Annotated in this window: 25 protein-coding genes and 1 riboswitch; of the genes, 18 read left to right on the top strand and 7 right to left on the bottom strand. The window is 49.0% G+C overall.

Translation table 11 applies throughout. The annotated features are described in order from the left end of the window. The first annotated feature begins 395 nt into the window (after positions 1-395). On the top strand, positions 396-1,796 hold the full coding sequence (locus KTG14_RS03675) for a protoporphyrinogen oxidase (RefSeq protein WP_216969530.1): 1,401 nt from the start codon (positions 396-398) through the stop codon (positions 1,794-1,796). A gap of 63 nt (positions 1,797-1,859) precedes the next feature. Here the strand turns inward: KTG14_RS03675 and KTG14_RS03670 are convergent, their stop codons facing one another. Then, positions 1,860-2,888, bottom strand: coding sequence for a C40 family peptidase (locus KTG14_RS03670; protein ID WP_216969529.1), 1,029 nt, complete (start codon positions 2,886-2,888; stop codon positions 1,860-1,862). A 298-nt stretch (positions 2,889-3,186) separates the two neighbouring features. Between KTG14_RS03670 and KTG14_RS03665 the strand changes: the two genes are divergently transcribed. The 3 genes from KTG14_RS03665 (at position 3,187) to KTG14_RS03655 (ending at position 5,877) form a co-directional block, all read left to right on the top strand. After that, positions 3,187-4,743, top strand: coding sequence for a fatty acid--CoA ligase (locus KTG14_RS03665; protein ID WP_216969528.1), 1,557 nt, complete (start codon positions 3,187-3,189; stop codon positions 4,741-4,743). Positions 4,744-4,770: 27 nt separating this feature from the next. Beyond that, positions 4,771-5,172, top strand: a complete 402-nt coding sequence (locus tag KTG14_RS03660) for a hotdog fold thioesterase (protein ID WP_216969527.1) — start codon at positions 4,771-4,773, stop codon at positions 5,170-5,172. 141 nt (positions 5,173-5,313) lie between these two features. Next, on the top strand, positions 5,314-5,877 hold the full coding sequence (locus tag KTG14_RS03655; RefSeq protein ID WP_254177958.1) for a TetR/AcrR family transcriptional regulator: 564 nt from the start codon (positions 5,314-5,316) through the stop codon (positions 5,875-5,877). A gap of 31 nt (positions 5,878-5,908) precedes the next feature. On the opposite strand, the gene KTG14_RS17925 is transcribed toward KTG14_RS03655, so the two are convergent. Then, entirely contained in the window at positions 5,909-6,412 is a 504-nt protein-coding gene (locus KTG14_RS17925; protein ID WP_302054926.1) for a methylated-DNA--[protein]-cysteine S-methyltransferase, read from the bottom strand. Positions 6,413-6,538: 126 nt separating this feature from the next. On the opposite strand from KTG14_RS17925, the gene KTG14_RS03645 reads away from it, so the two are divergent. The 10 genes from KTG14_RS03645 to KTG14_RS03600 all read left to right on the top strand — a co-directional run bounded on the left by KTG14_RS03645 (position 6,539) and on the right by KTG14_RS03600 (position 16,002). Next, positions 6,539-6,682 (top strand): hypothetical protein, encoded by a 144-nt coding sequence (locus KTG14_RS03645; protein WP_211652999.1) that lies wholly within the window; start codon positions 6,539-6,541, stop codon positions 6,680-6,682. Positions 6,683-6,796: 114 nt separating this feature from the next. Next, a complete protein-coding gene (locus KTG14_RS03640; protein ID WP_216969525.1) occupies positions 6,797-7,738 on the top strand; it encodes a hypothetical protein in 942 nt (313 codons plus the stop codon). A 124-nt stretch (positions 7,739-7,862) separates the two neighbouring features. After that, positions 7,863-9,527 (top strand): formate--tetrahydrofolate ligase, encoded by a 1,665-nt coding sequence (locus KTG14_RS03635; RefSeq protein ID WP_216969524.1) that lies wholly within the window; start codon positions 7,863-7,865, stop codon positions 9,525-9,527. Continuing rightward, positions 9,527-9,748: a hypothetical protein gene (locus tag KTG14_RS03630; RefSeq protein WP_216969523.1), complete on the top strand. Its 222-nt coding sequence runs from the start codon at positions 9,527-9,529 to the stop codon at positions 9,746-9,748. Before KTG14_RS03635 ends, KTG14_RS03630 begins: the two co-directional genes overlap by 1 nt. A 134-nt stretch (positions 9,749-9,882) precedes the next feature. Continuing rightward, positions 9,883-11,175, top strand: a complete 1,293-nt coding sequence (locus tag KTG14_RS03625) for a DUF4139 domain-containing protein (RefSeq protein ID WP_216969522.1) — start codon at positions 9,883-9,885, stop codon at positions 11,173-11,175. Between the two features lie 18 nt (positions 11,176-11,193). Next, the gene (locus KTG14_RS03620) at positions 11,194-11,691 is read left to right on the top strand and encodes a TspO/MBR family protein (protein ID WP_216969521.1); all 498 of its coding nucleotides are present in this window, start codon (positions 11,194-11,196) and stop codon (positions 11,689-11,691) included. A 216-nt stretch (positions 11,692-11,907) separates the two neighbouring features. Then, positions 11,908-12,879, top strand: a complete 972-nt coding sequence (locus KTG14_RS03615; RefSeq protein WP_216969520.1) for a proline dehydrogenase family protein — start codon at positions 11,908-11,910, stop codon at positions 12,877-12,879. Between the two features lie 63 nt (positions 12,880-12,942). Continuing rightward, positions 12,943-13,347, top strand: coding sequence for an acyl-CoA thioesterase (locus KTG14_RS03610; RefSeq protein ID WP_216969519.1), 405 nt, complete (start codon positions 12,943-12,945; stop codon positions 13,345-13,347). Positions 13,348-13,853: 506 nt separating this feature from the next. Continuing rightward, a riboswitch (purine riboswitch) is annotated at positions 13,854-13,955 on the top strand. A gap of 140 nt (positions 13,956-14,095) precedes the next feature. Beyond that, on the top strand, positions 14,096-14,680 hold the full coding sequence (locus KTG14_RS03605; protein WP_216969518.1) for a xanthine phosphoribosyltransferase: 585 nt from the start codon (positions 14,096-14,098) through the stop codon (positions 14,678-14,680). After that, a complete protein-coding gene (locus tag KTG14_RS03600) occupies positions 14,680-16,002 on the top strand; it encodes a nucleobase:cation symporter-2 family protein (RefSeq protein ID WP_216969517.1) in 1,323 nt (440 codons plus the stop codon). Before KTG14_RS03605 ends, KTG14_RS03600 begins: the two co-directional genes overlap by 1 nt. Before the next feature lie 40 nt (positions 16,003-16,042). Here the strand turns inward: KTG14_RS03600 and KTG14_RS03595 are convergent, their stop codons facing one another. After that, a complete protein-coding gene (locus tag KTG14_RS03595) occupies positions 16,043-17,035 on the bottom strand; it encodes an alpha/beta hydrolase (RefSeq protein WP_254177957.1) in 993 nt (330 codons plus the stop codon). A 203-nt stretch (positions 17,036-17,238) separates the two neighbouring features. Here KTG14_RS03595 and KTG14_RS03590 point away from each other — a divergent pair, with 203 nt between their 5' ends. Continuing rightward, positions 17,239-17,976 carry a hypothetical protein gene (locus KTG14_RS03590; protein ID WP_216969515.1) on the top strand — a complete coding sequence of 246 codons (738 nt, stop codon included), beginning with the start codon at positions 17,239-17,241 and terminating at the stop codon, positions 17,974-17,976. A gap of 65 nt (positions 17,977-18,041) precedes the next feature. After that, positions 18,042-18,980, top strand: coding sequence for a ring-cleaving dioxygenase (locus KTG14_RS03585; RefSeq protein WP_216969513.1), 939 nt, complete (start codon positions 18,042-18,044; stop codon positions 18,978-18,980). Positions 18,981-19,027: 47 nt separating this feature from the next. On the opposite strand, the gene KTG14_RS03580 is transcribed toward KTG14_RS03585, so the two are convergent. Next, on the bottom strand, positions 19,028-19,939 hold the full coding sequence (locus tag KTG14_RS03580; protein ID WP_216969511.1) for a proline dehydrogenase family protein: 912 nt from the start codon (positions 19,937-19,939) through the stop codon (positions 19,028-19,030). A gap of 372 nt (positions 19,940-20,311) precedes the next feature. Between KTG14_RS03580 and KTG14_RS03575 the strand changes: the two genes are divergently transcribed. After that, a complete protein-coding gene (locus tag KTG14_RS03575) occupies positions 20,312-21,727 on the top strand; it encodes a hypothetical protein (protein WP_216969509.1) in 1,416 nt (471 codons plus the stop codon). Between the two features lie 311 nt (positions 21,728-22,038). Here KTG14_RS03575 and KTG14_RS03570 read toward each other — a convergent pair whose 3' ends face one another. After that, positions 22,039-22,596, bottom strand: a complete 558-nt coding sequence (locus tag KTG14_RS03570; RefSeq protein WP_216969699.1) for a shikimate kinase — start codon at positions 22,594-22,596, stop codon at positions 22,039-22,041. A 166-nt stretch (positions 22,597-22,762) separates the two neighbouring features. Here KTG14_RS03570 and KTG14_RS03565 point away from each other — a divergent pair, with 166 nt between their 5' ends. Beyond that, positions 22,763-23,797: a lactonase family protein gene (locus tag KTG14_RS03565; RefSeq protein WP_216969507.1), complete on the top strand. Its 1,035-nt coding sequence runs from the start codon at positions 22,763-22,765 to the stop codon at positions 23,795-23,797. 28 nt (positions 23,798-23,825) lie between these two features. On the opposite strand, the gene KTG14_RS03560 is transcribed toward KTG14_RS03565, so the two are convergent. Together KTG14_RS03560 and KTG14_RS03555 are read right to left on the bottom strand one after the other, a co-directional pair. Then, on the bottom strand, positions 23,826-24,155 hold the full coding sequence (locus KTG14_RS03560; protein WP_216969505.1) for a hypothetical protein: 330 nt from the start codon (positions 24,153-24,155) through the stop codon (positions 23,826-23,828). Next, a complete protein-coding gene (locus tag KTG14_RS03555) occupies positions 24,152-24,739 on the bottom strand; it encodes an SCO family protein (protein ID WP_254177956.1) in 588 nt (195 codons plus the stop codon). The genes KTG14_RS03560 and KTG14_RS03555 overlap by 4 nt, the downstream gene beginning before the upstream one ends. Positions 24,740-24,805: the final 66 nt, after the last annotated feature.

Below are 24,805 nucleotides of genomic sequence, written 5' to 3'. Positions count from 1 at the left end.
AATGCTTTCGGTTAAATCCTACCACGAATGGCGAAAATCGTGTTGAAAATGACATATTGACCTCTGTAGAAATACTGGTTTCTTGATAAAATAATTACTATATAAGTTGATGATACGACTTCATAACATTCCGCAAAACCGCTACGAAAAAGCTTTGCTCAACTCTCGCTAAGCTCGAGCATCGCAAATGAATAAGCTCCGCTTTTCCTCGCTTATTCATTTCCTGCGGGCGAGCGCCAAGCCTCCTCAGTCGCTTTGCGCCTTGCGGGGTCTTGCCTGTCTCGCTTTCCCGCGGGAGTCTCCGCGGTTTTGCTCCATTTAGACACCGTTAACATAGTTCGTCTTTTTATAATTTAGATTTCTTTAGTTTGATATATAAGCAAGGAGTGATTCGAATGAAGAAAGCCGTGGTCATCGGCGGAGGGATTACAGGCCTTTCCGCCATGCATTATTTAGAACGATTGAAAAAGCAGCACGGGCTCGAGTTGGAATTGGAATTGGTTGAAAAAGAGAAAGAACTGGGCGGCAAAATTCGCACGGTGAAACAAGAGGGTTTTACGATGGAGGTGGGGGCGGATTCCATCGTTGCACGCCATGCGAGTGTATTGCCACTCATTGAAGAGCTTGGGCTCGAAGAACAGATGGTCTACAACGGAACCGGCATTTCTTATTTGTACACTGACAATCAATTGCACGCCATCCCGAAAGATACAGTATTCGGCATCCCGATGGACCGTGAAGCGCTGTTCAGCTCGACGCTCGTGTCGGAACAGGGGAAAGAGCGGGCGATGGAAGACTTTGAAACCGTAAACGACCGTTTTACAAAAGATAGCTCGATTGGCGAATTCCTGGAAGCGTTTCTCGGCAAAGAATTAGTGGACCGCCAGATTGCTCCTGTCTTATCAGGCGTCTATTCGGGTTCATTGCGTGAACTTACTTTGGCTTCCACCTTGCCGTATTTGATCGATTATAAAAATGATTACGGCAGCATCATCAAAGGGTTCGAAGCGCATAAGGGAACATTCCGAGGGGCAGCGAATAAGAAATTCATTTCATTCGATGGAGGGATGGTGGCTTTGATCGATCGCCTCGAAGAGCAATTGGAAACGGCACTTGTCCGAAAAGGTGTCGGGACGAATTCATTGGAAAAGCGAGACGGACGCTATAAGCTGGGCTTTTCAGACGGCACCTCAAGCGAGGCGGATTTCATCGTGCTGGCGATTCCGCACCAGCAAGCCCAAGCATTGGTGAAGGACGACACGCTTGATGAGGAATTTGGCCAATTGATCAACTCGTCGTTAATCAGCGTTTATCTGGGATACGACTTGCCGGATGAACAATTGCCGGCGGATGGCACAGGCTTTATCGCCTCGGAAGGCAGCAACCTGGCGTGCAATGCTTGCACCTGGACGAGCCGCAAATGGCCGCATACCTCGGCGCAGCAAAAGTTATTGGTGCGTTTATTCTATAAGAGCACGAACTCAGTATTCGCTGAACTGCAAAACAGCTCTGATGAACAGATTGAGGCTATAGCGAAAGCGGATATCCAAAAAAGCCTGGGCATCGAGCAACAGCCTGCTGTCATCGACATCACGCCGTGGAATGAGCTCATGCCGAATTATCATATGGGCCATAAAACGGCGGTCCTGTCACTTGAAGCGCGGCTATCTGGCGGCTACCCGGGTGTCTATCTAGCCGGCTCTTCCTATTACGGTGTCGGCATCGGCGCCTGCATCCAAAACGGCAAAGACCTGGCGCAGAAAATCGCACAAGCAATGGATGAAGATAAAAAATAAAAATATTGTCATCAACACGCAAAAAAGCTCCGGAAAAATTCCGGAGCTTTTTTATATACTGCATTATTTCATGGCATTAAGGCGTTTGTAGCTGTCGAAATGCTTGCCCCAATAACTGTCGTTGAGGCTGGTGATTTGGACGCGGTCACCGCCGGCATGGATGAAGCTATTGTTGCCGACATAGATGCCGACATGGGAAATGCCTGGACGGTACGTATTTTTGAAGAATACCAAATCTCCCAGTTGAGGGGAGCTGACCGTAAAGGAACTTGCGTAATAGCCAATCGTGTTCGTGCGCGGGATCGTGATGCCTGCGCGGTTATAGACATAGTACAAATACCCGCTGCAGTCGAAGCCGCTCGAAGTCGCGCCGCCCCATACATAAGGCACCCCAAGTTGCGTGCGTGCGATGGAGAGCACTTGGTCCACTTTCGAAGAGGAAACCGGATTGGAAACTTGGACAGGCGAAGTGACAGGTACCGTGCCTCCTTGGATTTTTAGCGTTTGGCCGACATGGATAGTAGAGTTGCTCAAATTGTTCCAGCTCATCAATTGGGTAACGGATATGTTATAGCTTCTGGAAATCTTGCTGAGCGTATCGCCTGAGACAACCCGGTATGTAGTAGTGTTCACTTGTGCTGGCGGTGCAGCCGGTGCAGGTGCAGGCGAAGCGACGACTGCTGATGCTGTGCCGCTGACTTTCAGCTTCTGGCCGATATGGATCGTAGAGTTGCTCAAATTATTCAGTTGCTGGATTTTTGCGACAGATGTGGAATGTGCATTGGCAACTTTATAAAGAGTATCACCGGCTTTGACAGTATAAGTGCTGGTTTTGGTGGCAGCTGGTGCGGCCGGTGCCGGAGTGTTCACTGCAGCTGGTGACGTCAAGCGCAGCACTTGATTTGGATAGATAGCATCCGTGCTCAGGCGATTCCATGTTTTCAAGTTGGCGACAGATACATCGTTGCTTGAAGCCACTTTCCATAATGTATCGCCGGGTTTAATTGTATACGAACTTGCTTCTGTATCCGCAGCCCCAAGTGCCAAAGATAGGACTCCTGCCGTGATTGCCATGCCGATCAGCTTCTTCATGCTCATTCCCCTTTTGGTATCCGCAACGTAACTTGCGTACGCAATTTTCTTTAAGTGTATTCAGTTTCACGAATATAGGCAATAAGTTTTATATTACATTTGTGTTACAAAAATCTAAAGGCTTAATTTAAAGTTTTATTTTCCCTATAAATATAATAATGGTAAAAATTTCTTCTAGTCTATTAGATGTGAATCATAACAGCACATTCCTAAAACAATTGTTGAAATATTTGTTCTAATCTGACATTATGGAAGTAGTGTGTTGATGAATCATCATTCAGTAGAGGGAGGAAAAATAATGTATGCGACACTTGGAAGTATATTTGACCATACGGTTTCCCTGCATCCCGAGCGTGAAGCGTTCGTCGATTTAAGAAGGAATAAGCGCTGGACATACGCGCAGTGGCGAGATGACGTGCACCGCTTGGCGAATGCGCTGACGGCAGCTGGCGTCGCTAAAGGGGATCGCGTTTCCACGTATCTTTTCAATAATCAAGAGTTGGCGACCGCATTATTTGCTTGCGCTAAAATTGGCGCAATCTTCAATCCAATCAATTTCCGCCTGAAAGCGGAAGAACTGGCATTTATCCTAGAAGATGCCAAGCCCGAAGTGGTGCTATTCGAAGAAGTGCTAGAAGGCGTCGTACAGGCCATAGCGCCGCAGTTTCCGGCGGTTCAGTTCTGGACGATCGACGATAAAACGCCATCGTTTGCAAAAAATTATCATGAACAGGTGGCAGGGGCATCGATGGAAGATCCGGGTGTCGATATGGAAGAATCGGATACATACGCGATTATGTATACGAGCGGAACGACAGGGCGTCCGAAAGGCGTCATCCACCGGCACCGCAGCATGGCCGAACAGAGCATGATGTGTATCGCCATGCTCAAGACGACCAAAAATGATGTCGGTTTGGTCGCGGCACCGATGTTCCATTGCGCAGAGCTGCATTGCAATATCATTCCGCGCGTCCAGGCGGGCGCATCGAGCATCATCATGCATCAATTCGATCCATTCTTGGCGCTTGATACGATCGAGAAAGAACAAGTGACAGTGATGTTCGCAGTGCCGACGATGTGGAGCATGATTGCCGAAATAGATGGTGCGCAACAGAAAGTAAAGAGCTTGACGCGCGGTCTTTACGGCGCCGCCCCTATGGCACCTGTGCTCGTAAAACGGGTCAAAGAGGTGCTCGGCATCGATTTGATCCAAGCCTATGGACAGACGGAAATGGGGCCGGCCATCACCTTTTTGTCAGAAGAGGATCAGCTGACAAAAGCTGGCTCTGCCGGACAGTCTGCTTACAATCACGAAATTCGCGTTGTCCGACCGAATGAAGACGGCCCGTCTGAACCGGGAGATGTGCTCGCGCCGTTTGAAGTCGGAGAGATTATTGTGCGTGGGCCAAGTGTGATGGAGGGGTATTTCCAACGCGATGACGCGACGGAAAAAGCGCTTTATAAAGGTTGGTATCATTCGAGTGATTTGGGTTATATGGATGAACAAGGTTATTTATACGTCGCAGACCGCGTCGATGATATGATTATCAGCGGTGGAGAGAATATCTATCCACGTGAAGTAGAAGATGCACTTCATGGCCACGACAAAGTACAAGACGTCGCAGTTCTTGGTGTTCCGGATGAGAAATGGGGCGAATCGGTGTTGGCTTTTGTCGTCTCGAAAGATTCGTCGCTGACTGAACAGGATTTGGAAGAATACTGTGTCAATCACGAAAATCTGGCGCGCTACAAGCGGCCGCGCTCGTACCGTTTTGTCGAGGAACTGCCGCGCAATGCCAGCGGAAAAATCCAGAAATTCTTGCTGCGCGAACAATATCGAGAATTATCGTCTTGAATAGACGGCAAGAAAAGAGGGGCAAATATGGTGAAGATGAAGCCTGTGGAAGAAACAATCATGGGGGTGCTCGGCATCGAGCTGACGCAGCAGTCCGCTGAACGGATTGTCGCGACGATGCCCGTGCATGCTGCGACGCATCAGCCATTCGGCTTATTGCATGGCGGGGCGTCGGTGGTTCTCGCGGAGACGGTGGCAAGTTTCGGGACCTGGCATGCGATTGACCAGCAAAACGAAATTGCGGTCGGGCTGGAAATCAACGCTAATCACATCCGTGGGAAAAAAGACGGCGTGGTGACAGCTATCGGCACGCCGCTTCATAAAGGGCGTACGACAATGATTTGGGATATCAAAATCATGGATGAAGAAGAGCGGCTCATTTGCGTGTCGCGCTGCACGGTGGCGATTGTCCAAAAACCAACTGAATGATGGCGAAAGGCCGGATCTCGCACAGAGGATCCGGCCTTTTTGGCGGGTCTAGGCATTAATTCGACCGAGCGGCCATGTTATAATGGGGAAACAAGGAAGCTGGAGACGGGAAGGCAGTGACAGGTTTTGAAAAGGGAGATTATGCAACAAAGCATTGCGTTGTTTGTCGACAAAGGCTATAGCGCCACTTCGATACAGGATATTGTAGACGCGCTGGGCGTGACAAAAGGATCTTTTTACTATCATTACAAAAGCAAAGATGCACTGTTGATGGACATCCATCAGCAATACATCGATGAATTGCTCGTCAGGCAGGAATCGATCCTGCAAGGCGCGGCGCCGGCAACAGATAAACTGGCAGCGATCGTCCGTTTATTGATCGGTGACATGGAAAAGCAAGGGCCGATCGCCAATGTCTATTTCCGTGAACTCCGTCATTTAAAAGAAGAAAACGCCAAAACGATCCGTGCAAAACGGGCAGAATTCCGTGAACAGATCGAATCGGTCTTGCTGGAGGGAATCGAAAGCGGCGAGTTCCGCAAAGAGTTGAATCCGAAGATGACCGCTTTCGCCGTGCTTGGCGTAACCAATTGGAGTTATCAATGGTTCCAGCCGGGCGGTGAACTGGCTACTGATGAGCTGGCTCAACTTTACACCGATTTCATCCTTTACGGCATTATGCCAGCGCAATCTAAAAAGCCGTGATCCGTCCACCCGGATCACGGCTTTTGAATGCTTAATCTTGTTCCGTCTTCAGTAAATGGTGTTTCAGTTCCATGCCGCCCCGAAAGCCAGTCGCATCACCATTTTTCCGGATTACCCGGTGGTAGGGAATGAATAGCAGCAAGGGGTTTGCGCCTACTGCAGAAGCGACTGCACGGACAGCTTGCGGCTTGCCGATGCGCTCAGCCAATTCAGAATAAGAAATGGTTTGTCCGTAAGGGATTTCCTGCAAGGCTTGCCAGATAGAGCGTTGAAATTCAGTGCCTGCCACATCAAGTGGCAGTGAAGATGCTTCACGTGAACCTGCAAGCCAAGCTTCGATCGCATATTGATATTCCCTCAATGCTTGCAGGTCTTGGACGAAATCAGCGCTTGGAAATTGTTTGGCGCAATGCTGCTGCATTTCAACAAGGCCTTCGCCTGGCGAACCAACATAACAAAGGCTCTTATCGCTTTTGACAAGAACGAGCCGAAAGTTATATTGTTCGGCGTAAGCCCAGTGGATGGTATTTGCCATAGCCATCATCCTTCCGTATTTTAGTTTCAGTATACGCTCCGCCCGGCCGCCTTTCGGCAAGCAGATTTCCTGTTTGAGCTTTTGAAGAACGGGAATACGAGGGGTAAGACATAAGGAGGGATCTACATGGCAAGAGACAAAAACAAAGAAAGACTGGAAGAAGAGCGCCGCGAGCAAGAGTTGCGTGAAGAACAACAGGCTTTTAAGGATAGTGCCAGAAACCTCGACGAACAGAACCAAATGACCGATACACAGAACCAGCAAAAATAAGGCAATCGCTAAAACCAGCCCGTGCACCGGATAATCCGGTGGGCGGGCTTTTTTCACTATGCGTGCAAGCGTGGTAGTATGGTACATAATACTTTTTAGGAAAGAGTGGTTTTCATGTTTGACACCCTTGAACAATTGATGGAAGAAAAAGGAATAAACAGCAAGCGTTCGGTCGCATGGAAGAAAATCAGTGAAGAAGAACAGCTGTCGGAAAGATTTCTCGCTGATAATGCGCGCAATATTCATTGGCAGCTGGTTTCCAAGCATCAACCACTGTCCGAAGGTTTTATCCGCCAATACAGCGGCTTTCTTTACTGGGATGAAATCCTCCGCCACCAGCAATTATCAGAGCGTTTTCTGGAGGAGTTTTCAGTGCCTGAGAAATGGCAGCCTGAAGAAGGCCAGCTATCTCCGAAGCAGTTAAAAACTTTGGAAGCGCATAACCAGCCTTTTGACGAACAGCAATATTGGAAGCTCGTATCGGCCAAACGCTTATCGCCGATGTTTATCGAGAAACATCATGACCGAATCGATTGGCAGATACTCAGCGAACAGCAAGCATTGCCGATGACCTTGATCGGCCGCCATGCCGATAAAGTCGACTGGCTCGCTGTGACGCGTCGGCAAAAATTGACGGAACGGTTTATCGAAAAGCACAAAGGCCAAGTGGAATGGGAAACGCTGTCGTTCCATCAGGCGTTGTCGGAGCGGTTCATCAATCGGCATAGCGATAAGATGGCGGCGATTTCTGCAGAACAGCCACGCTCAGAAGCTTTTCTCTATATGCATCTGGAAAAGATGGACCCGGAGACAATTCTGGCGTTTCAACAGATTGGCCAGGCAGTGGAATACGAAAGCTTTAAAGTTTATAGCATTTCCCGGAATAGCCGTAAAAAATACATTGTGGAGTTCTATCATTACGATGAACCGGATTCCCCGCGTTTTCTAAAACTGGACGATGAAGGCTTTTATGATTTGCTGGAAGAGTACGAGTTGCAGGACCATATTGAAGCGGATTTCCCGGAACTTTTGGTCATCGAAGAAATGCGCTTTTGATCAAACGCACCCAATTGTGGGTGCGTTTTTTTAATTGCTTGAGAATTTTCCTGGACGCTGGCAGGCTTGTGTTTTCCGGCATCCCGTTTATAATGGGAAGAAAAATTGAAAGTTGGGAATATGCATGGCGATGACCGATTTGACGATTGCAAAAGAAGCGGCTATCCGGCCGATCCAGGAAATTGCACAGCAAGCTGGGATTGCGGAAGACGCTTTGGAATTATACGGGAAATACAAAGCGAAAATCGATGTGAATAAATTGCCGAAAACCACGAAGGACGGAAAAGTCGTGCTTGTCACGGCAATCAGCCCGACACCGGCAGGCGAAGGAAAATCGACGGTGACAGTGGGACTTGCGGATGCATTAAAACAAAGCGGCGAGTCAGTCATGGTGGCGCTTCGCGAGCCTTCTCTCGGGCCGGTCATGGGTGTTAAAGGCGGCGCGACAGGCGGCGGTTTTGCGCAAGTATTGCCGATGGAAGACATCAATCTTCATTTCACGGGCGATATCCACGCTATCACGTCGGCGAACAACGCGCTCGCTGCCTTGATCGATAACCATTTACACCAGGGGAACGCGCTTCGGATCGATCCGCGGCGCATCACATGGAAGCGCGCACTGGACATGAACGACCGGGCGCTGCGCCACGTGACGATTGGTCTCGGCGGCCCTGCGCAAGGCGTGCCGCGTGAAGACGGCTTCGATATTACGGTTGCATCAGAAATCATGGCGGTGCTGTGCCTCGCCACTTCACGCGAAGACTTGAAAGAACGCTTGGCCCGTATGGTCATCGGCTATACGTATGACCGCGAGCCGGTCACAGTCAGGGACTTGGCAGCGCAAGGCGCGCTCGCGTTACTCTTGAAAGAAGCATTCAAACCGAATTTGGTGCAGACGATCGAAGGGACGCCGGCAATCATTCACGGCGGCCCATTCGCGAATATCGCCCATGGCTGCAATTCTTTGATGGCGACGAATACGGCGAGAAGCCTAGCGGATGTCGTCGTTACAGAAGCCGGCTTCGGGGCGGATCTTGGCGCTGAGAAATTCATGCACATTAAATCACGCAAAGGCGGCTTCCATCCTGATGCGGTCGTCATTGTTGCGACAGTGCGCGCGCTGAAAATGCACGGCGGTGTCGATAAGAAAGAGCTTGGCGCTGAAGATGCGGATGCAGTGCGCCGCGGCATCGTCAATTTGGCGAAACACGTAGAGACGATCCGCCAGTTCGGCATCGAGCCGGTCGTAGCACTCAATCGCTTTACCGGAGACAGCGATGCGGAACTCGCGCAAGTGATGGGCTGGGCGGAAGCGGAACAAGTCGCCATTGCGCTGACGGAAGTGTGGGGCAAAGGCGGGGCCGGCGGGCTCGAACTTGCGAAACTTGTCAGACGCCAACTCAATAATGGCGCTGATTTTACTTATCTGTACGCAGAAGAAGATGCCGTCGAAGAAAAGCTGCGGACGATTGTGCAAAAAGTGTACGGCGGTGCGGATGTCCAGTTGACGGATAAAGCTCAGAAGCAATTGGCCGAGCTGAAAAAATACGGCTGGGACGCATTGCCGATCTGCATGGCGAAAACGCAGTATTCACTGTCGGATCAGCCGAAACTGCTCGGGCGCCCGGAAGGCTTCACGGTGACGATCCGCGAACTCATTCCGAAACTCGGGGCAGGATTCATAGTCTGCCTGACAGGAGATATCATGACCATGCCAGGCCTGCCGAAATCGCCTGCTGCACTCAATATGGATGTAGCGGAAGACGGGCAAGCGCTCGGATTGTTCTAATGACAGCCAGCGTGCAAATTGTAGATTATGTCGAACAAGGCCAATCCCTTTATATTCAATTGAAAGTAGTGGATGCAGAGACTGGCATGGAAGTCGAAGGCGAGGTCCGTTTTCTTGGGGAGCTACTATACGGGGAATTGATCCACGAAAAGAAATCGCCGCTGACAGACACGACGCGTATTGAAACCATCGCTTATTTAAAAACCCATTTCGGAAGATGATTTCCGGAGTGGGTTTTTCTTTTGTTTTTTCGACTGAATATTCAATTATTAATGGTTGGTTTCATGCCGATTGTGCTAAGGTGAAAGAAACGAGTGGCCTGAATGAATAATCGATTCAAAAAGGAGCGGTTGCCATGAAACTGCAGTCTGCACGAAGCCAGCAAAAACATTTATCGGTGGCGGTGTATAACGGAGGATTTGCGCTTGTGCGGGAGATGCGTAATTTGAAGTCGGACGGTCCAGTGGAAGAAGTGCATTTTTTGGGCGTTGCCGAACGGGTGGAGACGGATTCGATTATTGTGAAAGGGCTCGACATCCTGGAGCAGAATTACGATTACGACCTGGTCAGCAAAGGGAAATTATTGGAACGCTATATCAACCGCAACGTTCATGTGCGGAACAGCGAAATCGGGGAAGAGTGGGAGATGCGTCTGCTCAGCGTGTCGGAATGCATCATCGGCGAACGGGCCGATACGAAAGAAATCGTCATCGATCCGGCCGGGGAACTGATTCTTCCGGCATTGCCGGAAGGCTTATTGCTGAAACCGGCACTGGTGTGGAAAATAGCGCCAGCAGCGGTGGACCAGGAAATCAGGGTATCGTATTTGACGAAAAGCCTCGAATGGCATGCCCATTACACTTTGGAAATCAAAGACGAAGGGTTCCAATTTGATGGCTGGATAAAAATTTTGAATCACAGCGGCGCGCATTACGAAAAGGCAGAGCTTGCTTTGGTGGCTGGGCATGTCCGCCAGGAACAGGAAATGAAGAATGGTGATTCACCGATTTTGTATTCGCGTATGCAAGAGTCATTGATTACAGCGGAAGCTTTGCCGGACCGTCTTGTCTACAGGATCAACCGGCCGGTCACCGTCATGAACGAACAGCTCAAGCAATTATCGCTATTCTCGGCGCACGGCGCACAATTCAAGCGGGCTTATCAAGTGAGGTCAGGTGATACCCATGCCGATATCCAGCTCGAATTTTCCAACTCGAGCGAAAACGGGCTCGGCATGCCGCTGCCGGAAGGGGTGGTGAAAGTATACGAAGCCGGGGATTCGGGTGAAACGTTTTTCACGGGCGAAGGTCGAATCGAACACACAGCGCCTGGGAAAAACCTGCGTATCTATATCGGAAAAGCGACGGACATCACGAGCGACAGCCATGAAAAATTGCGTGAAAAGCATGGCGTCCATGAATACATCACTTATGTGTACAAACTCGAAAATGAAAAGACAGAAAGCATCCGTTTACTGGTTGAACACGTTATTTTCGATCCCATTTGGGAAATGGAATCGTCCAGCCACGATTATGAACGGAAAAGCAGTTCGAAAGTGGAATTTGTCCTCCGGATCCAGCCTGAGACCACGGTTGAATTGGAGTTCACGTATAAAGTCGATAAACGGCGAGAAGAGCGAGGCTATTAGAAAAAGGAGGAGAACAATATGGAAGTCGCATCAGTCAATGGGCGCATACATGTGAAAAATCTGGCCGTAAGCATACTCGTTCCGGTCGTCGGCGGGTCGCTTGTCGGAGCGCTTGCCAATAGAGGCACACGCGAACAATACGACCGATTAAAGAATCCGTCATTTGCCCCGCCAGGATGGGTGTTTCCAATCGTTTGGACGGCACTGTATAAAATGATGGGCGTCGCCAAATACCGCGCGCAAGAAACGGCCAAACCGCTCGGGCGGGAACGGCAAGTGCTGACCCCATATGAACTTCAACTTGGGCTGAATTTCCTGTGGTCGTTTTTGTTTTTTAAATGGGGTCTGCGGGGAACGGCGCTCGTTGAAATGGCGGCATTGCTCGGTACAATCATTTGGACATCATATGAGTTTTATCAAGTCGACAAGCTAGCGGGGGGGTTGATGGTACCTTATATTGCCTGGGTGGCGTTTGCGCTTGGCTTGAATTATTCATTCTGGGAGTTGAATAAATAATCACCCGAAGTGTCGGAATCCTCAGCGGTTTCGGCACTTTTGTCTATTTTTTGACCTGGTTTTAAAAAAGTATTTCAAACACTGCAAACTGTTAAAAAATTATGATGCATAGTGATAGGAAAACGACTACAATGAAGGAAGTTGACAACGTTCGAGGCATGGCCTTTTTGGGACTGTTGAAATCAACGCAGTTGAATGGTATCAGGAGGGAAATCAATGTTAAAAGATGTGTTTATCGGCTTGTCTCAAAACCGTCTCCTTACGGCTGCGGCCAAAAAGTACGGCTTGAAATTGGGTGCCCAAACCGTAGTGGCAGGGACCAATATCGAAGAGACTATTAAAAGTATCCGCAGTTTGAACGCGCAAGGCATTAGCGCGACAGTCGATAACTTGGGTGAATTCGTATTCGAGAAAGAAGCAGCGTTCGAAGCGAAAGAGAACATCATGGATATGATTGAAGCGATCCATAAGAATAAAGTCGATGCCCATATTTCCTTGAAACCGACTCAGCTCGGCTTGGATATCGATTATGATTTCTGTCTGGAAAACTTGAAAGACATTGTCGCACTTGCCCATAATTATCATATGCACATCAATATCGATATGGAAGATTTCGGGCATGTCCAGCCTTCGTACGATCTTTTGAATACGCTTTCGAAAGACTACGATAACATCGGAACGGTGATCCAAGCGTACTTCTTCCGTGCCATGGACGATTTGCAGGAACATAAAGATTTCCGCCTGCGCATCGTCAAAGGCGCTTACAAAGAGCCGGCGGATGTGGCTTACCAGACGCGCGAGGAAATCGATGAGAACTTCATCAAGCTGATTGAGTATCATTTGCTGAATGGCAAATTCACGTCGATCGCAACACATGACCACCACATTATCAATCATGTCGAGGCTTTCATCAAAGAACATGGTATTTCATACGATAAATTTGAGTTCCAAATGCTGTACGGCTTCCGCAAAGAATTGCAGCGGGAACTTGCCAATAAAGGGTATAACTTCTGCACATACGTGCCATTCGGCGATGACTGGTACGCCTATTTCATGCGCCGCCTAGCAGAGCGTCCGCAAAACTTGAATCTGGTATTCAAGCAAGTATTCACCAAAAAGAACAATATCGCCATCGGGGCTCTTGCCGGAGCATTCGTGCTCGGCCGCGCGACCAAAAAGCGTAAGTAAGAAAAAGGCGTCTCTTTTAAGAGGCGCTTTTTTTCAATCCCTCAAACCTGAAGGAGTGTAGGTATGTACAAAACGATCATTACCCCTCGTGTCTCGGAGACTGATGCGGTCGGCCATATCAATAATACGACTTTACCGGTCTGGTTCGAGGCGGGGCGCAATCCACTATTTGAACTGTTCACGCCGGACCATGATTTCGCCAAGTGGAAAATGGTCATTGTTAAAACGACACTCGAATTCACCGGGCAAGCGTTTTTCGGCAAAGATGCCGAAGTCCGTACTTGGGTTGAGCGCATGGGCAATAGCAGCCTCGAATTGTATGAAGAATTGTACCAAGAAGGCCGCCTGTGCGCTAAGAACCGTGCCGTCTATGTAAACTTCAATCTGTCGCAGCAGCAAAGCGAACCGATTCCGGAACGGATCCGCGCCGAACTGACCAAGCATCTGCGTGAGGTAAACGAACACTAAACCATATAAGTTAAATCAGTAGCTACACGAAACGACATTTCAAAAAATAACGGAAATCATCAAACCACACTCTATTCATTTATTAGCAGGTGAAGTTGAAAAGCCCCCTATTTTGTTGTTTGTTTACTTGACGAAAGCGTGGAAGATGGCGACTAATGAATAAGCGAAAGGCACTTGAGCTTGTTCATTTGCGACCCATCTGCCTCGCAGATGTGGGAGCAGCTGAGTTTTGAACTCAGCCCTTAGCGAACAAGGGGTGGCTGAAGCCATGCCCTGGCAGCTGGCATCGCGACATCTTGTCGCGCCAGCTGCATGACCCACATCCTGTGGGCAAGAAAGCGCCCGCCTGGAGCGATTTCACCAATCTCTTTTGGTATCATCAACCTCTAATTTAACCTATTACAGTAAACTTGGTCTGATCGAACTTCACTGATGCTTTGCGGGTTCTGAATAGTTTTTTAATTAAAGCCGCTCTTGAATGGCCATATAGACATGCTATAATAAATGCATTCAAAAGAATATTCACTCATATAATAGCGGGGATATGGCCCGCAAGTTTCTACCGGTCCGCCGTAAACGGACTGACTATGGGAAGCAATGGAACGAAAAGAAACCGCCTATTTTTAGCGCGGCTTCCTTTTGCGTTTCCTTTCGGGAAAGCCCGGAGGACCTTGCTCCACTCATGGTTATGATTGGATGCGCGTCCTCCGGGCTTTTTTACGGGGATGCGGGAAAAGGAGCGAAAAACATGAAGCAATTAGAACAGAAGATCATAGCGGACGGCCGGGTATTATCCGAAGCGGTCCTGAAAGTCGATTCATTTTTAAACCATCAGATTGACCCAGCCTTGATGAAGGCGATTGGGGAAGAGTTCGCTTCGCGGTTTAAAGCAGCGGGCATCACGAAAATTTTGACGATTGAATCGTCTGGTATCGCGCCGGCCGTCATGGCGGGGCTTTCGCTCGGCGTGCCGGTAGTATTTGCGAGAAAGCGCAAATCGCTGACTTTGACGGATGGTTTGTACACAGCCCCCGTCCATTCCTTTACCAAAAATGAAACAAATGATATCTCCGTGTCCCATGATTTTCTTGCCGAAGATGATGTCGTGATGATCATCGATGATTTTCTGGCGAATGGCCAAGCGGCACTGGGGTTGCTCGATATCGTCGAGCAGGCTGGCGCACAATGTGCAGGTATCGGCATCGTCATTGAAAAGGGATTCCAGCCAGGCGGGAAATTGCTGCGCGATAAAGGGGTTCGTGTTGAGACCTTGGCGAATATCAAATGGATGGAACCCGGCCACGTGGAGTTTTACGGGGAGGTGCCGAACTGATGAAAAAAGCTTTTGGAGAAGCTGCGCTCGGACTTCAACACGTTCTGGCAATGTATGCAGGAGCGATTCTCGTTCCCTTGATTGTCGGGGCAGCGCTCGGGTTAACACCGGAGCAACTGACTTACCTCGTATCGATTGATATTTTGCTGTGCGGTGTTGCGACGCTGCTGCAAGTGTTCAATTCCCGCTTTTTCGGCATCGGTTTGCCGGTCGTGCTCGGCTGTACATTTACGGCGGTTGGTCCGATGATTGCCATTGGCGGCCAATATGGCATTTCGGCAATCTACGGCTCGATTCTCGTTTCTGGCCTGTTTGTCATTGTCGTTTCCGGATTTTTCGGTAGCCTCGTGCGCTTTTTTCCACCGGTCGTCACTGGTTCAGTGGTCACCATCATCGGCATCACGCTTATTCCGGTCGCTATCAATAATATGGGTGGCGGGCAGGGGGCGGCAGATTTCGGTTCACTCTCCAATATCGCCTTGGCTTTCGGGACATTGGGCTTTATCATTTTCCTGTATAAATTCTCCCGCGGATTTATGCGTGCCGTATCGATACTTCTAGGTTTAATTGCCGGAACGGTGGCAGCCGGGTTTATGGGCAAAGTCGATTTCACACCAATCGCAGAAGCGTCGTACTTCCATATGGTCCAGCCATTTTATTTCGGGATGCCAACGTTTGAGTGGTCTGCAATCCTGACGATGATCTTGGTAGCGCTCGTATCGCTCGTCGAATCGACAGGGGTCTATTTTGCGCTCAGCGACATCACGAAAAAAGAAATCCAAGAAAAAGATTTGGCGAAAGGCTATCGTTCTGAAGGATTGGCGATTTTCCTTGGCGGGATTTTCAATGCGTTCCCGTATACGGCTTACTCGCAAAACGTCGGGTTGATCCAAATGTCCGGCGTGAAGTCCCGCAGGATCATCTTCATCGCGGCAATCATGTTGATCGTCCTCGGGTTTGTTCCAAAAATCGGCGCCATGACGACGATCATCCCGACGCCGGTTCTTGGCGGGGCGATGATCGCGATGTTCGGCATGGTTATTGCACAAGGCATCAAAATGTTGAGTGGCGTCATCTCGGAATCGCAGGAAAATTCCATGATTGTCGCTTGTTCAGTCGGCATCGGGCTTGGCGTGACAGTCGTTCCGGAATTGTTCGCGTTATTGCCTGCAGGCGTCCAGATCTTGACGAGCAACGGCATCGTTGCCGGGAGCTTGACGGCAATCGGTTTGAATATTATCTTCCATATGCTGCCTTCCCGCAAACGAAAACGCGAGGCGAGGGCTGTACAATCCAACCAAGCAGTCACTCCTCACGGATGAATAGAAAAAAGCTGTCCCTTCTAACGTGAGGGGGCAGCTTTTATTTTTGCGCCTGGCTTTTTTCGAGCAGGAATTCCAATGTTTTCTGGAGGGTTTCCTGGCCGTCATTCGTGTCCAAGGCGTATTGATATTCATGCTTCAGGTTTTTATCGGTGCCACGGAAGAAGACATCGGTGACATCGACGCCTTTGATACGTAGGCTATCGGCGAGTGCGACCGATTGGGGCTCGAGTGGATCGGCATCGCCAGCTGAAATGAAGACGTCGGGGTAAGCAGGCGTGACATGCTGGATGGTCGACATTTCATGGATATTACCGAATGTCTCAAAGCTTTCTGCACCTGTATAGGCATTCAAGAAGGAATCGATATTCGGGAAGCCGGATTCGCGGACCGTCTCCATATCGTATAATCCGCAAAATAACAATGCTCCGCGCAATTGTTGCGAGGAAACGGCTGGTGATAAGCCCATCGTGTCAGCGAGGTTCGGATTGGTCTGCAGGGCGGCCAGCTGGCTGGCGATTTGCGCGCCGGCGGAATCACCGCCGACAAAAATCCGTTCCATATCGCCGCCATACTGGATAGCGGATCCGCTCAAAAACTTCAAGGCCTCATTTGCCTGGATGACAGGTCCCGGGTACAACTGGCTTGGCGCCAGCGCATAGTCGATATTGGCAACCAAATAGCCGGCGTTCGCCAGCGTCATGCCATAATCCTGCCGGCTGTCTTTTGATCCGCCGATAAAGCCGCCGCCGTGGATCCATAAAATAACCGGCAAGGGGCCGGTAGCATCCGTCGGATAATAGAGGTCCATGGATGCGTTATCGGACTCATGGTAGGGGATGTCTTTGACCACATTGACATGGGAAGTGATTTCCGCGATGTTTGGAGGCGGGCTATATATGGCCGATCCAATAATCGGTGCAGCTATTTGTTCTTCCGTCAAATGGTTGGCCAGCACTAATCCGGCAGAGGCTAAAAACACCGCTGCAAGAAGTGCCAATATTTTCTTGGAAATGGATCGTTTACGTCTCATAAATTCCATCCTCTACGCGGCAAATTCACCGAAATTTCAATCAAGCTTATTGTCATCCTATCATGTGCCGTGCAGCTCCTCAAAAGATTAACTGTCATGAAATTGAAACGGAACTGTAAGGTTTTGGAGGTTCGCCGGCGGCCAAATCGGGTATTTAAATGAAAGGCCGATGGGTCATTTCAAGAGTTGAAGGAGGGGTTTTCATGTTCGGATTGAGCGATTTGATAGCACTGGTCATATCTGCATTTATCATTTTGCCGGTTGTTGTCTTTATTCGAGAAGCGGGCTATTTGATCGTCAGTGCCTTGCTTGGCGCGCAGAATCCGCGTTTAACAATCGGTTCAGGTCCCCGAGTCTTCAAGATCGGTATGTTCGACGTGAGAAAATATTATCATTTATATAGTTGGTTTGCCTATGATGATTTAAAAAGGCAAAGCAAATTCGCATATATCATGCTATATGCCGGGCCGATTTTAGCGAATGTGATTGTGGCATTCGTTGTCAATGCACTAGTCGCCAACGGGGTTTTGGACCAATACGAGACTTTCTGGAACCGGTTTGTGTTCTACGGGTTCTATTTTGTACTGTTTGATGCAGTGCCGATGAAAACGGCGAATGGCATGCCAAACAACGGCATGATCATTTATGAAATGCTGCGCTACGGCAAGCGCACCGATTTTAATGACGAGCCGTTCTTGCCATCGACAACCGAAGTCGAAGAGCAGTATGAAGAGGAAATGGAAAAGGTAGAAGAGATGAAGGAAAACCAAAAAGACATTATTGAAGATGACGAAGATTACTCAGCAGAGCAGCAAGAAAAAGAACGCCGTCAGAAAGAGGACATCGAGGAAAGCAAACAGCGCGACAAAGAGGAATTGAAAAAAGCCAAGAAATTAACGATTAAACAGCGCCATGAAGCAAAAGAAGAGAGCACGGATTGAAGGCTGCATGCAATCATGCTCATCATGATATGATGAGCACGTCAAGAAAGAGGGAGTGAATATATATGGGTGAAAGAACGAAAGGCATTCATCATATTACTGCGATCGTCGGGGAAGCACAGGAAAACACCGATTTTTATGCAGGCGTACTCGGTATGCGCCTCGTCAAGAAAACAGTGAATTTCGACGATCCGGGTACGTACCATTTGTATTTCGGGAATGACCAGGGCTCACCTGGCACCATCATGACTTTTTTCCCTTGGGGCAAAGCCTATCAAGGGAAAGTGGGAGACGGCCAAGTCGGCGTTACAGCCTTTGCTATTCCTGAAGGCGCTCTTGCATTTTGGCGCAGCCGCCTCGAAAGCTATAAGGTTTCATTCGAAGAGCATCAACGTTTCAGTGAATCCTATTTGAAGTTTGAAGATCCTCATGGGCTTCAGCTAGAACTGGTTGAGCGTGGAGTAGGCAAGGCGAGCGAATGGGCCGGAAGCGGCATTACACAAGGCAATGCCATCAAAGGCTTTGCTGGGGCTGTCTTATTTACGGCCAATGCCGCTAAAACCGCCGAGTTATTGGAAGAAGTGATTGGCTTTACCCGCAAAGAAGAGCAAGGTGATTACGTCCGTTTTGTCTCGGACGGCGAGCTTGGGAATATATTGGATATCAAGCAAACCCGTGTTGGAACTGGCCAAATGGGTGTCGGCACCGTCCATCACATCGCATTCCGTGCGGATGACGACGTCGATCAACTGGAATGGAAAAACCGTATTGAAGCTTATGGTCTCGGCGTCACGCCAGTCCAAGATCGCAATTATTTCCGTTCGATTTATTTCCGGGAATACGGCGATTTGCTCTTTGAAATTGCGACCGACCCACCAGGCTTCACAATCGACGAAAGCCCGGACACGCTCGGTGAGGAACTGCAATTGCCGAAGCAATACGAGCAGTACCGGAAACGTTTATTGGCGGAATTGCCGCCAGTCTATGCGCGGCCACTTGAATAACGAATTGAAAAAGCAGCCTGGACATATGTCCGGGCTGCTTTTTGATTTCATGAGGATTTGGAGAGCGCACCTTTTAATACTAATTGAATGTTCTGCGGCCTTTCGGCAAGCCGCCTCATGAAATAGCCGTACCAGTCTTTGCCAAACGGGACATAAGACGTCACCTGATAGTCTTCAGATAGTTCCTTCAATAAGTCCGTACGGAAACCGTAAAGCATTTGAAATTCAAAACGGTCTTTTGGGATGTCTTGTTCTTCTATATAGTCAATCGCTGCATTGATAATATGGTGATCATGCGTAGCGATTGATGTGAATACCGGTTGGTCGAGCCGTAGCTTGATGAGCTTGAGGAAATTGGCATCCACTTCCTCTGCGGACTGGTATGCGACTTGTTCACTTTCCTGGTAGGCCCCTTTCACCAGCCGCAGCCTGACGTTTCGCAGTGCGTCCAAATCTTGTTCCGAACGGAATAAATAAGCTTGGATGACAGTTCCGACACTGTCGAATTCTTCTCTTAAGGTATGCAATATATCGAGTGTTGGTTGGAGGTGCTCGTAATTTTCCATATCCAAGTTGACGTATATGCTTCGCTTTTCTGCTTCAGCCGCAATTTCACGGATGTTTTCCAAGCAAAATTGTTTATCAATATCGAGCCCAATCTGTGTCAATTTAACGGATAAATGGGCATCTACACAGGCTTCTGTGATAGCTTCAGCCGTCTGGATGATCTCATTTTTTGCTTGTATGGCTTCCTCTCGGCTGGTGACGAATTCCCCGAGCCGGTCGATTGTAGCGGAGATGCCATCCTCGTTCAATGCGCGAACCGACGCCATCATATTCGGAATATCGGTTCCGGCAACGACTTTTGCAGCGCCCAGCTGAAAGCCCCATTTTTTGGCTCCGCTGTTCAATAACCGATTATTGGACAAAGCGATAAAAAAATTCCTCGTGATTCCCATTACTAGCCCTCCAGTAAAATAAAATATCAATGGCAATCCACCTTTTAGTAACAGCGGATCTAAGCGTGAATTAACCCAATAGAATCAGCGGTTGCTGAGCTTCTGCAAGGGGTCGTTCTCCGTGTGGCTAGAGCATATCATATAAATGACTGAAAATAAAAACAACTATTGAAATAATTATATTTCTTATTGTGTACCTTCCACTTATTGGGTTTTAGTAAACAAATTATTCAAAAAAGTTTTTCTGGAAAATGAAAATCCTCTCCTTTGAGTGAAAAGAAAGCCTTTGTAGCCGCAGTGGGGAGGGAAAAGGTGTAAAATAGGCGGTATGTGTTTAAAACTATTTCATATATACGGAAGGAGGGCTTGCAGATGAGGGCATTAGCAAAAAAAGGGTTCACTTTATCTGTAATTATTTATGCCGTTCTTCATTTCATCCATTATTTTTATGCCAATCCATGGACCGAGTCGCTGTTGCCGATTGCCGGCTTATTTAGTTTGGCGTTTGCGTTCGGTGTGTTGCCGCTTCGCAAGCTGCAGTTGCAGACATTCCTCGCTGTCACTGCAATCGGTGTACTAGCAGCGACGAGCCAGAATTTTTGGCAGGATCTGGCGTCAGCGCTCGTTCAGATGAAAAGCCTGATCGCCTTATTGCTGATCGTTCCGATGATCAGTTGGGTGCTTAGGGAAGAGCCTTACATAGAAGAAATCATGAGCTTCGGCAATAAATGGTTAAACAAGAGCCAAACTTTTTACGCAGGGCTGATGGGGATGACGCAGATCATCTCGCATTTCCTATTGTTCGGAGTCGTGCCGATGATGTACAGGTTCATCGATTCATTCCTGAAAGATCATAAAGACGAAGCATGGGAAAATTACAAAGGCACGGCAATTTTGCGCGGCTTCGCCCTGTCGACGATGTGGGTCATCAGCATTCCGAGCTTTATCTTTGCCGTTGGGGCGATGGATGCGGTGTTATGGAAGTCGATGCTGCTCGGCCTCGGCGCAGCTATTGCCGGGACCTTGCTGTCGGTTGCCTTTGCGACGGCGGATGAGAAACGCTACGGAAAGGATTTTTCGGCCGTGCTGACGAACGAAATCGATAAAGCGGTGGCGAACTCGCGGAATGCGGGCAGATGGAATAGAGACGTTGCGGAATTCGTTTTCCTGTTCATCTCGCTATTCGGCACGATCTTCATTCTCCACGAATGGACGGGCGCAGACTTTCTTGTCGTCATCCCGCTCGTCATTCTCGTCTGGACCTTCCTGTACTTCTTGCTTAAGAGACGGACAGGAAACTATGCGCGGGAAGCGGCGATTTATTACAGAGAGGGCGTATCGAGACAAGCTCAGCAGTTCAGCATCCTGCTTGCTGCAGGCTTGCTTATTTATGCGCTCAATCAATCGGCAGTCGGCGATTACGTCATCGGGGCGATGAATTATTTGACTGGCCATGTGCCGTTTTTGAATTTGCTGTTCCTGATTCCGTTCATTGTCATCTTTCTGGGCTTTATCGGACTCGGCCCGCTGCCGGTCATTGTTCTAGTGACGGGAGTACTGGAATCGGCTGTCCTGCCGTTTCCACCTGAACTGATCGTGCTCGCGGTGACATCAGGAAGTGTTATTTCCATCATCCTGTCGCCGTTCGTTATGCCGGTGATTATCTTAAGTAGTGTCAACGGTTTGAGCGGCATCCGCAATGGTTTGCGTTTCAATTTGAAATTCGCCATTGCGTTCTACGTCATGATGCAAGTGTTCGTCCAGACTTTATTGTATTTCTGGAGTTGAAAAAATGCCCGGAGAGCCTAACGGTTCTCTGGGCATTTTTGGGTCTTCATTGAAAGTGAATCCCTTTTGTCATATAATTTAGAAAATAAAGAAAAGGGAGGCTGTCCAGTACTAGAGAGTGCCAGTATGCTTTTTGGGTCAACTGTTACGCTAATGGAAGGGCGAGCTGCCATTCCGGCGTAGTTACCTTAACGTTGTTGCCACGGGAAAGTTATTTGAAAAAAGCGGGCTTATTCGACCTTGCGAAAGCGCAATATGGATAATAGAAAACCCGCCATTCAAGCACTGAATGGCGGGTTTTTGTGCATTTGTTAAGCTTGTGGCGCATGGATGTCCCACGATAACTTCAACGAGTCAGCCAAATACTCGGCAGCTTCCATGGTTTCAAAGTCATCGACTTGGAAGTGGGAGTGGTTGGCTGCATAAATCGATTGGCGTTCGCGGAAAAGCTGTTCCATCTCTTGAAGGGTCTTATCTTTAAGGAGTGGCCGTGTTTCTGTCAGCACGTGAATGCGTTCTTTCCAGGAATCCCAGGAAATATCAAAATATAAAACTGTGCAATTTTCCATGCAATTGCGGCGGTTTTCCTCCTGGAGAAAAGCGCCTCCCCCAACAGAGATCACGAGCAAAGGCTGGCTGCCGAAAGCCTTGATTAATTCCCGCTCTTTGTTGCGGAATGCGTTTTCCCCGTAAGTTTTAAAAATTTCCGGGATCGGCAAGCCGAATGCCTTTTCGATTTCTTCATCGATGTCAATAAAATCGCGGTAAAGCCGGCGTGCCAATAATTTGCCGACTGTCGTTTTTCCGGCTCCCATAAAACCTGTGCAGACGATGCTTTTCTCACGGACGGACAAAGGGAAATTCAACACGACCACTCTCTTTCTATTTTGGATAATATCAGTTTTCACTTCACCACTTTACCGCACTGCATCAGCGAATTGGAAGGGGGAAGTTAAAATATAAAGAACTTTACGCCGCAGCTCGATGGATCATTGGCAGGAGATACAGGGTAAAGAGAAACAAAGGAGGGATAGGATGAGCAGCACATACATATTGAGCGGATCCTATGCGACCGCTGAACAGGCGGGTATCACGCTTTGGGAATTAGAGCCCGCTACAGGAAAATTGACAAAACAGGCAGAAGTGGGGGGAGTGGAGCGCCCTTCATTCTTGGCGGCCCATCCAAACGGCACCAGCTTTGTGGCTGTCAGTGAAACAGGTGATGGGGAAGTGGTCGCCTATTGGCTGAACCCCAAAAAAGGCTTGATCCAAGAACTGAACCGCCAAAATGCGGGGGGCGACCATCCAGCCCACATCACGATCGATGAAGACGGGCAATGGGCGGTTTCTGTCACCTATTCCGGAGCGCATGTTACGGTTCATCCGCTTTCTGCGGACGGATCGATCAGTGAAATGTCCGACACTAAGCGCCATAAAGGAAGCGGCGCGGATCGAGATCGGCAAGATGCTGCCCATCCGCATTCAGTTTTTCAATTGCCGGGAACTAATCGCTTTTTCGTTTCTGATCTTGGAATGGACGCAATTGTCCGTTACCGCCTCGACCTGCATTCAGGAACGCTTGAACAGGAAGCCGTGACCAAGACGGCACCGGGCGCAGGGCCGCGCCATCTCGCGTTTCATCCATCCGAAGATTTCGCTTACGGGGTGAATGAACTGGATTCCACCGTTTCCATTTATGCGCTGGAAGGCAAGGGCTTGAAAGTGGTAAAGAACATTTCAGCGTTGCCGGAATATTTCACAGGGAACAATACTGCTGCTGAAATTGCCGTATCGGGAGACGGGCGCTTTGTTTATGTTTCAAACCGAGGCCATGACAGTATAGCGGTGTTCCGGGTAGCGCAAGGGTTATTGGAATTGGTCGGCCATGCAGATGCTGGCGGAGCGGGGCCACGCCACTTCACGCTGGTGCCTAACAGCCCTTGGATCGTTATTGCTCATGAAGAGTCGGGAACGATCGCCGTCAAGAAAATCGGCGAAGGCGGGATGCCAGGTGAGACAGTCGACATGGTCAATGCGGTCGCTCCCGTCTGCGTGCGCTTGCTGAAATAGCAAAAGGCAGAGCCGAAGCCCTGCCCATTCACCAATCGGTTTGCGTTTTTTCCATTAGCCCAAGTTCTTTTAATAACCGGACTGCCGGACTTTCTTGATTGCTCTCGAACGCTTTTTCCGTACATTCGGAATGCGGCGGGTAATTCAATTCTTGTGCCTGGCCGAGCGTCGATTCTTCCAGGAAATTCGTCGGGTCGGATTCTTCGAAGCAAGACGGTGCGATAAACGTACGATGCGTATGTTCGAGCACAATGCGGCTTTGTGGGGAAGGTTCGTTTTCCTGGGGCATGAAAAACCAGGCAGCCACAACAGCAACGAGCACGCATGCGGCAGCGATGACTAGCGGTTTGCGTTTCATCCTTCCGCCTCGTCGACGAGGATCTCTGCATCGCGGACGATGTCTTCAACCGGTGGGTTGAGACCATCATAGTCTTTCATGATGACGCCTTCGTGGTCGATTAAATAAAACGAAGTGCCATGGATGACTTGATCGTCATCTTGCGGCTTCTGGGCAATCGCCTTGAAGTTCTCAAGCGCAAAGTCGGCGATTTCTTCCTGGGAGTAGCCGGTAAGCAGATGCCAGCTGGTCAAATCGACATCGTAGCTTTCCGCATACGATTTCAAGGTTTCCGGCGTATCGACGGTCGGGTCTACGCTGAATGAAACAATCTCCACATCAAGCCCTTGTGCCTGCAGCTCTTCCTGGACGCCTTTCATGTTTGCCATCATGGGCAGGCAGACAGTCGTGCAATTGGTGAAGACAAAATCAGCCAGCCAGACTTTTCCTTCGAGGTCGCTGGATCCAAAATCTTCATTATTATGGTCAGTGAATGTGAATTCTTCTGTTTCCCAATTCAATGGGTCGTCAATGCCTTGGCCGCAGGCAGCCAAAAACAGGGTGCCAATCAGCAAGAAGCTCAGTAAATAAGTTTGGGCTCGCAAAAATTTCGCGTCCTTTCTATGTGGAAGCTGGTCTTTCTTTAGCCTATTCCAAACCGCGCCTGACAA

This window comes from Planococcus sp. CP5-4_YE, from assembly GCF_019042655.1.
In the GTDB taxonomy this organism is placed as follows: domain Bacteria; phylum Bacillota; class Bacilli; order Bacillales_A; family Planococcaceae; genus Planococcus.
Note: the sequence above shows the minus strand (reverse complement) of the source record. Positions and strands in the feature narration are given on the sequence as shown.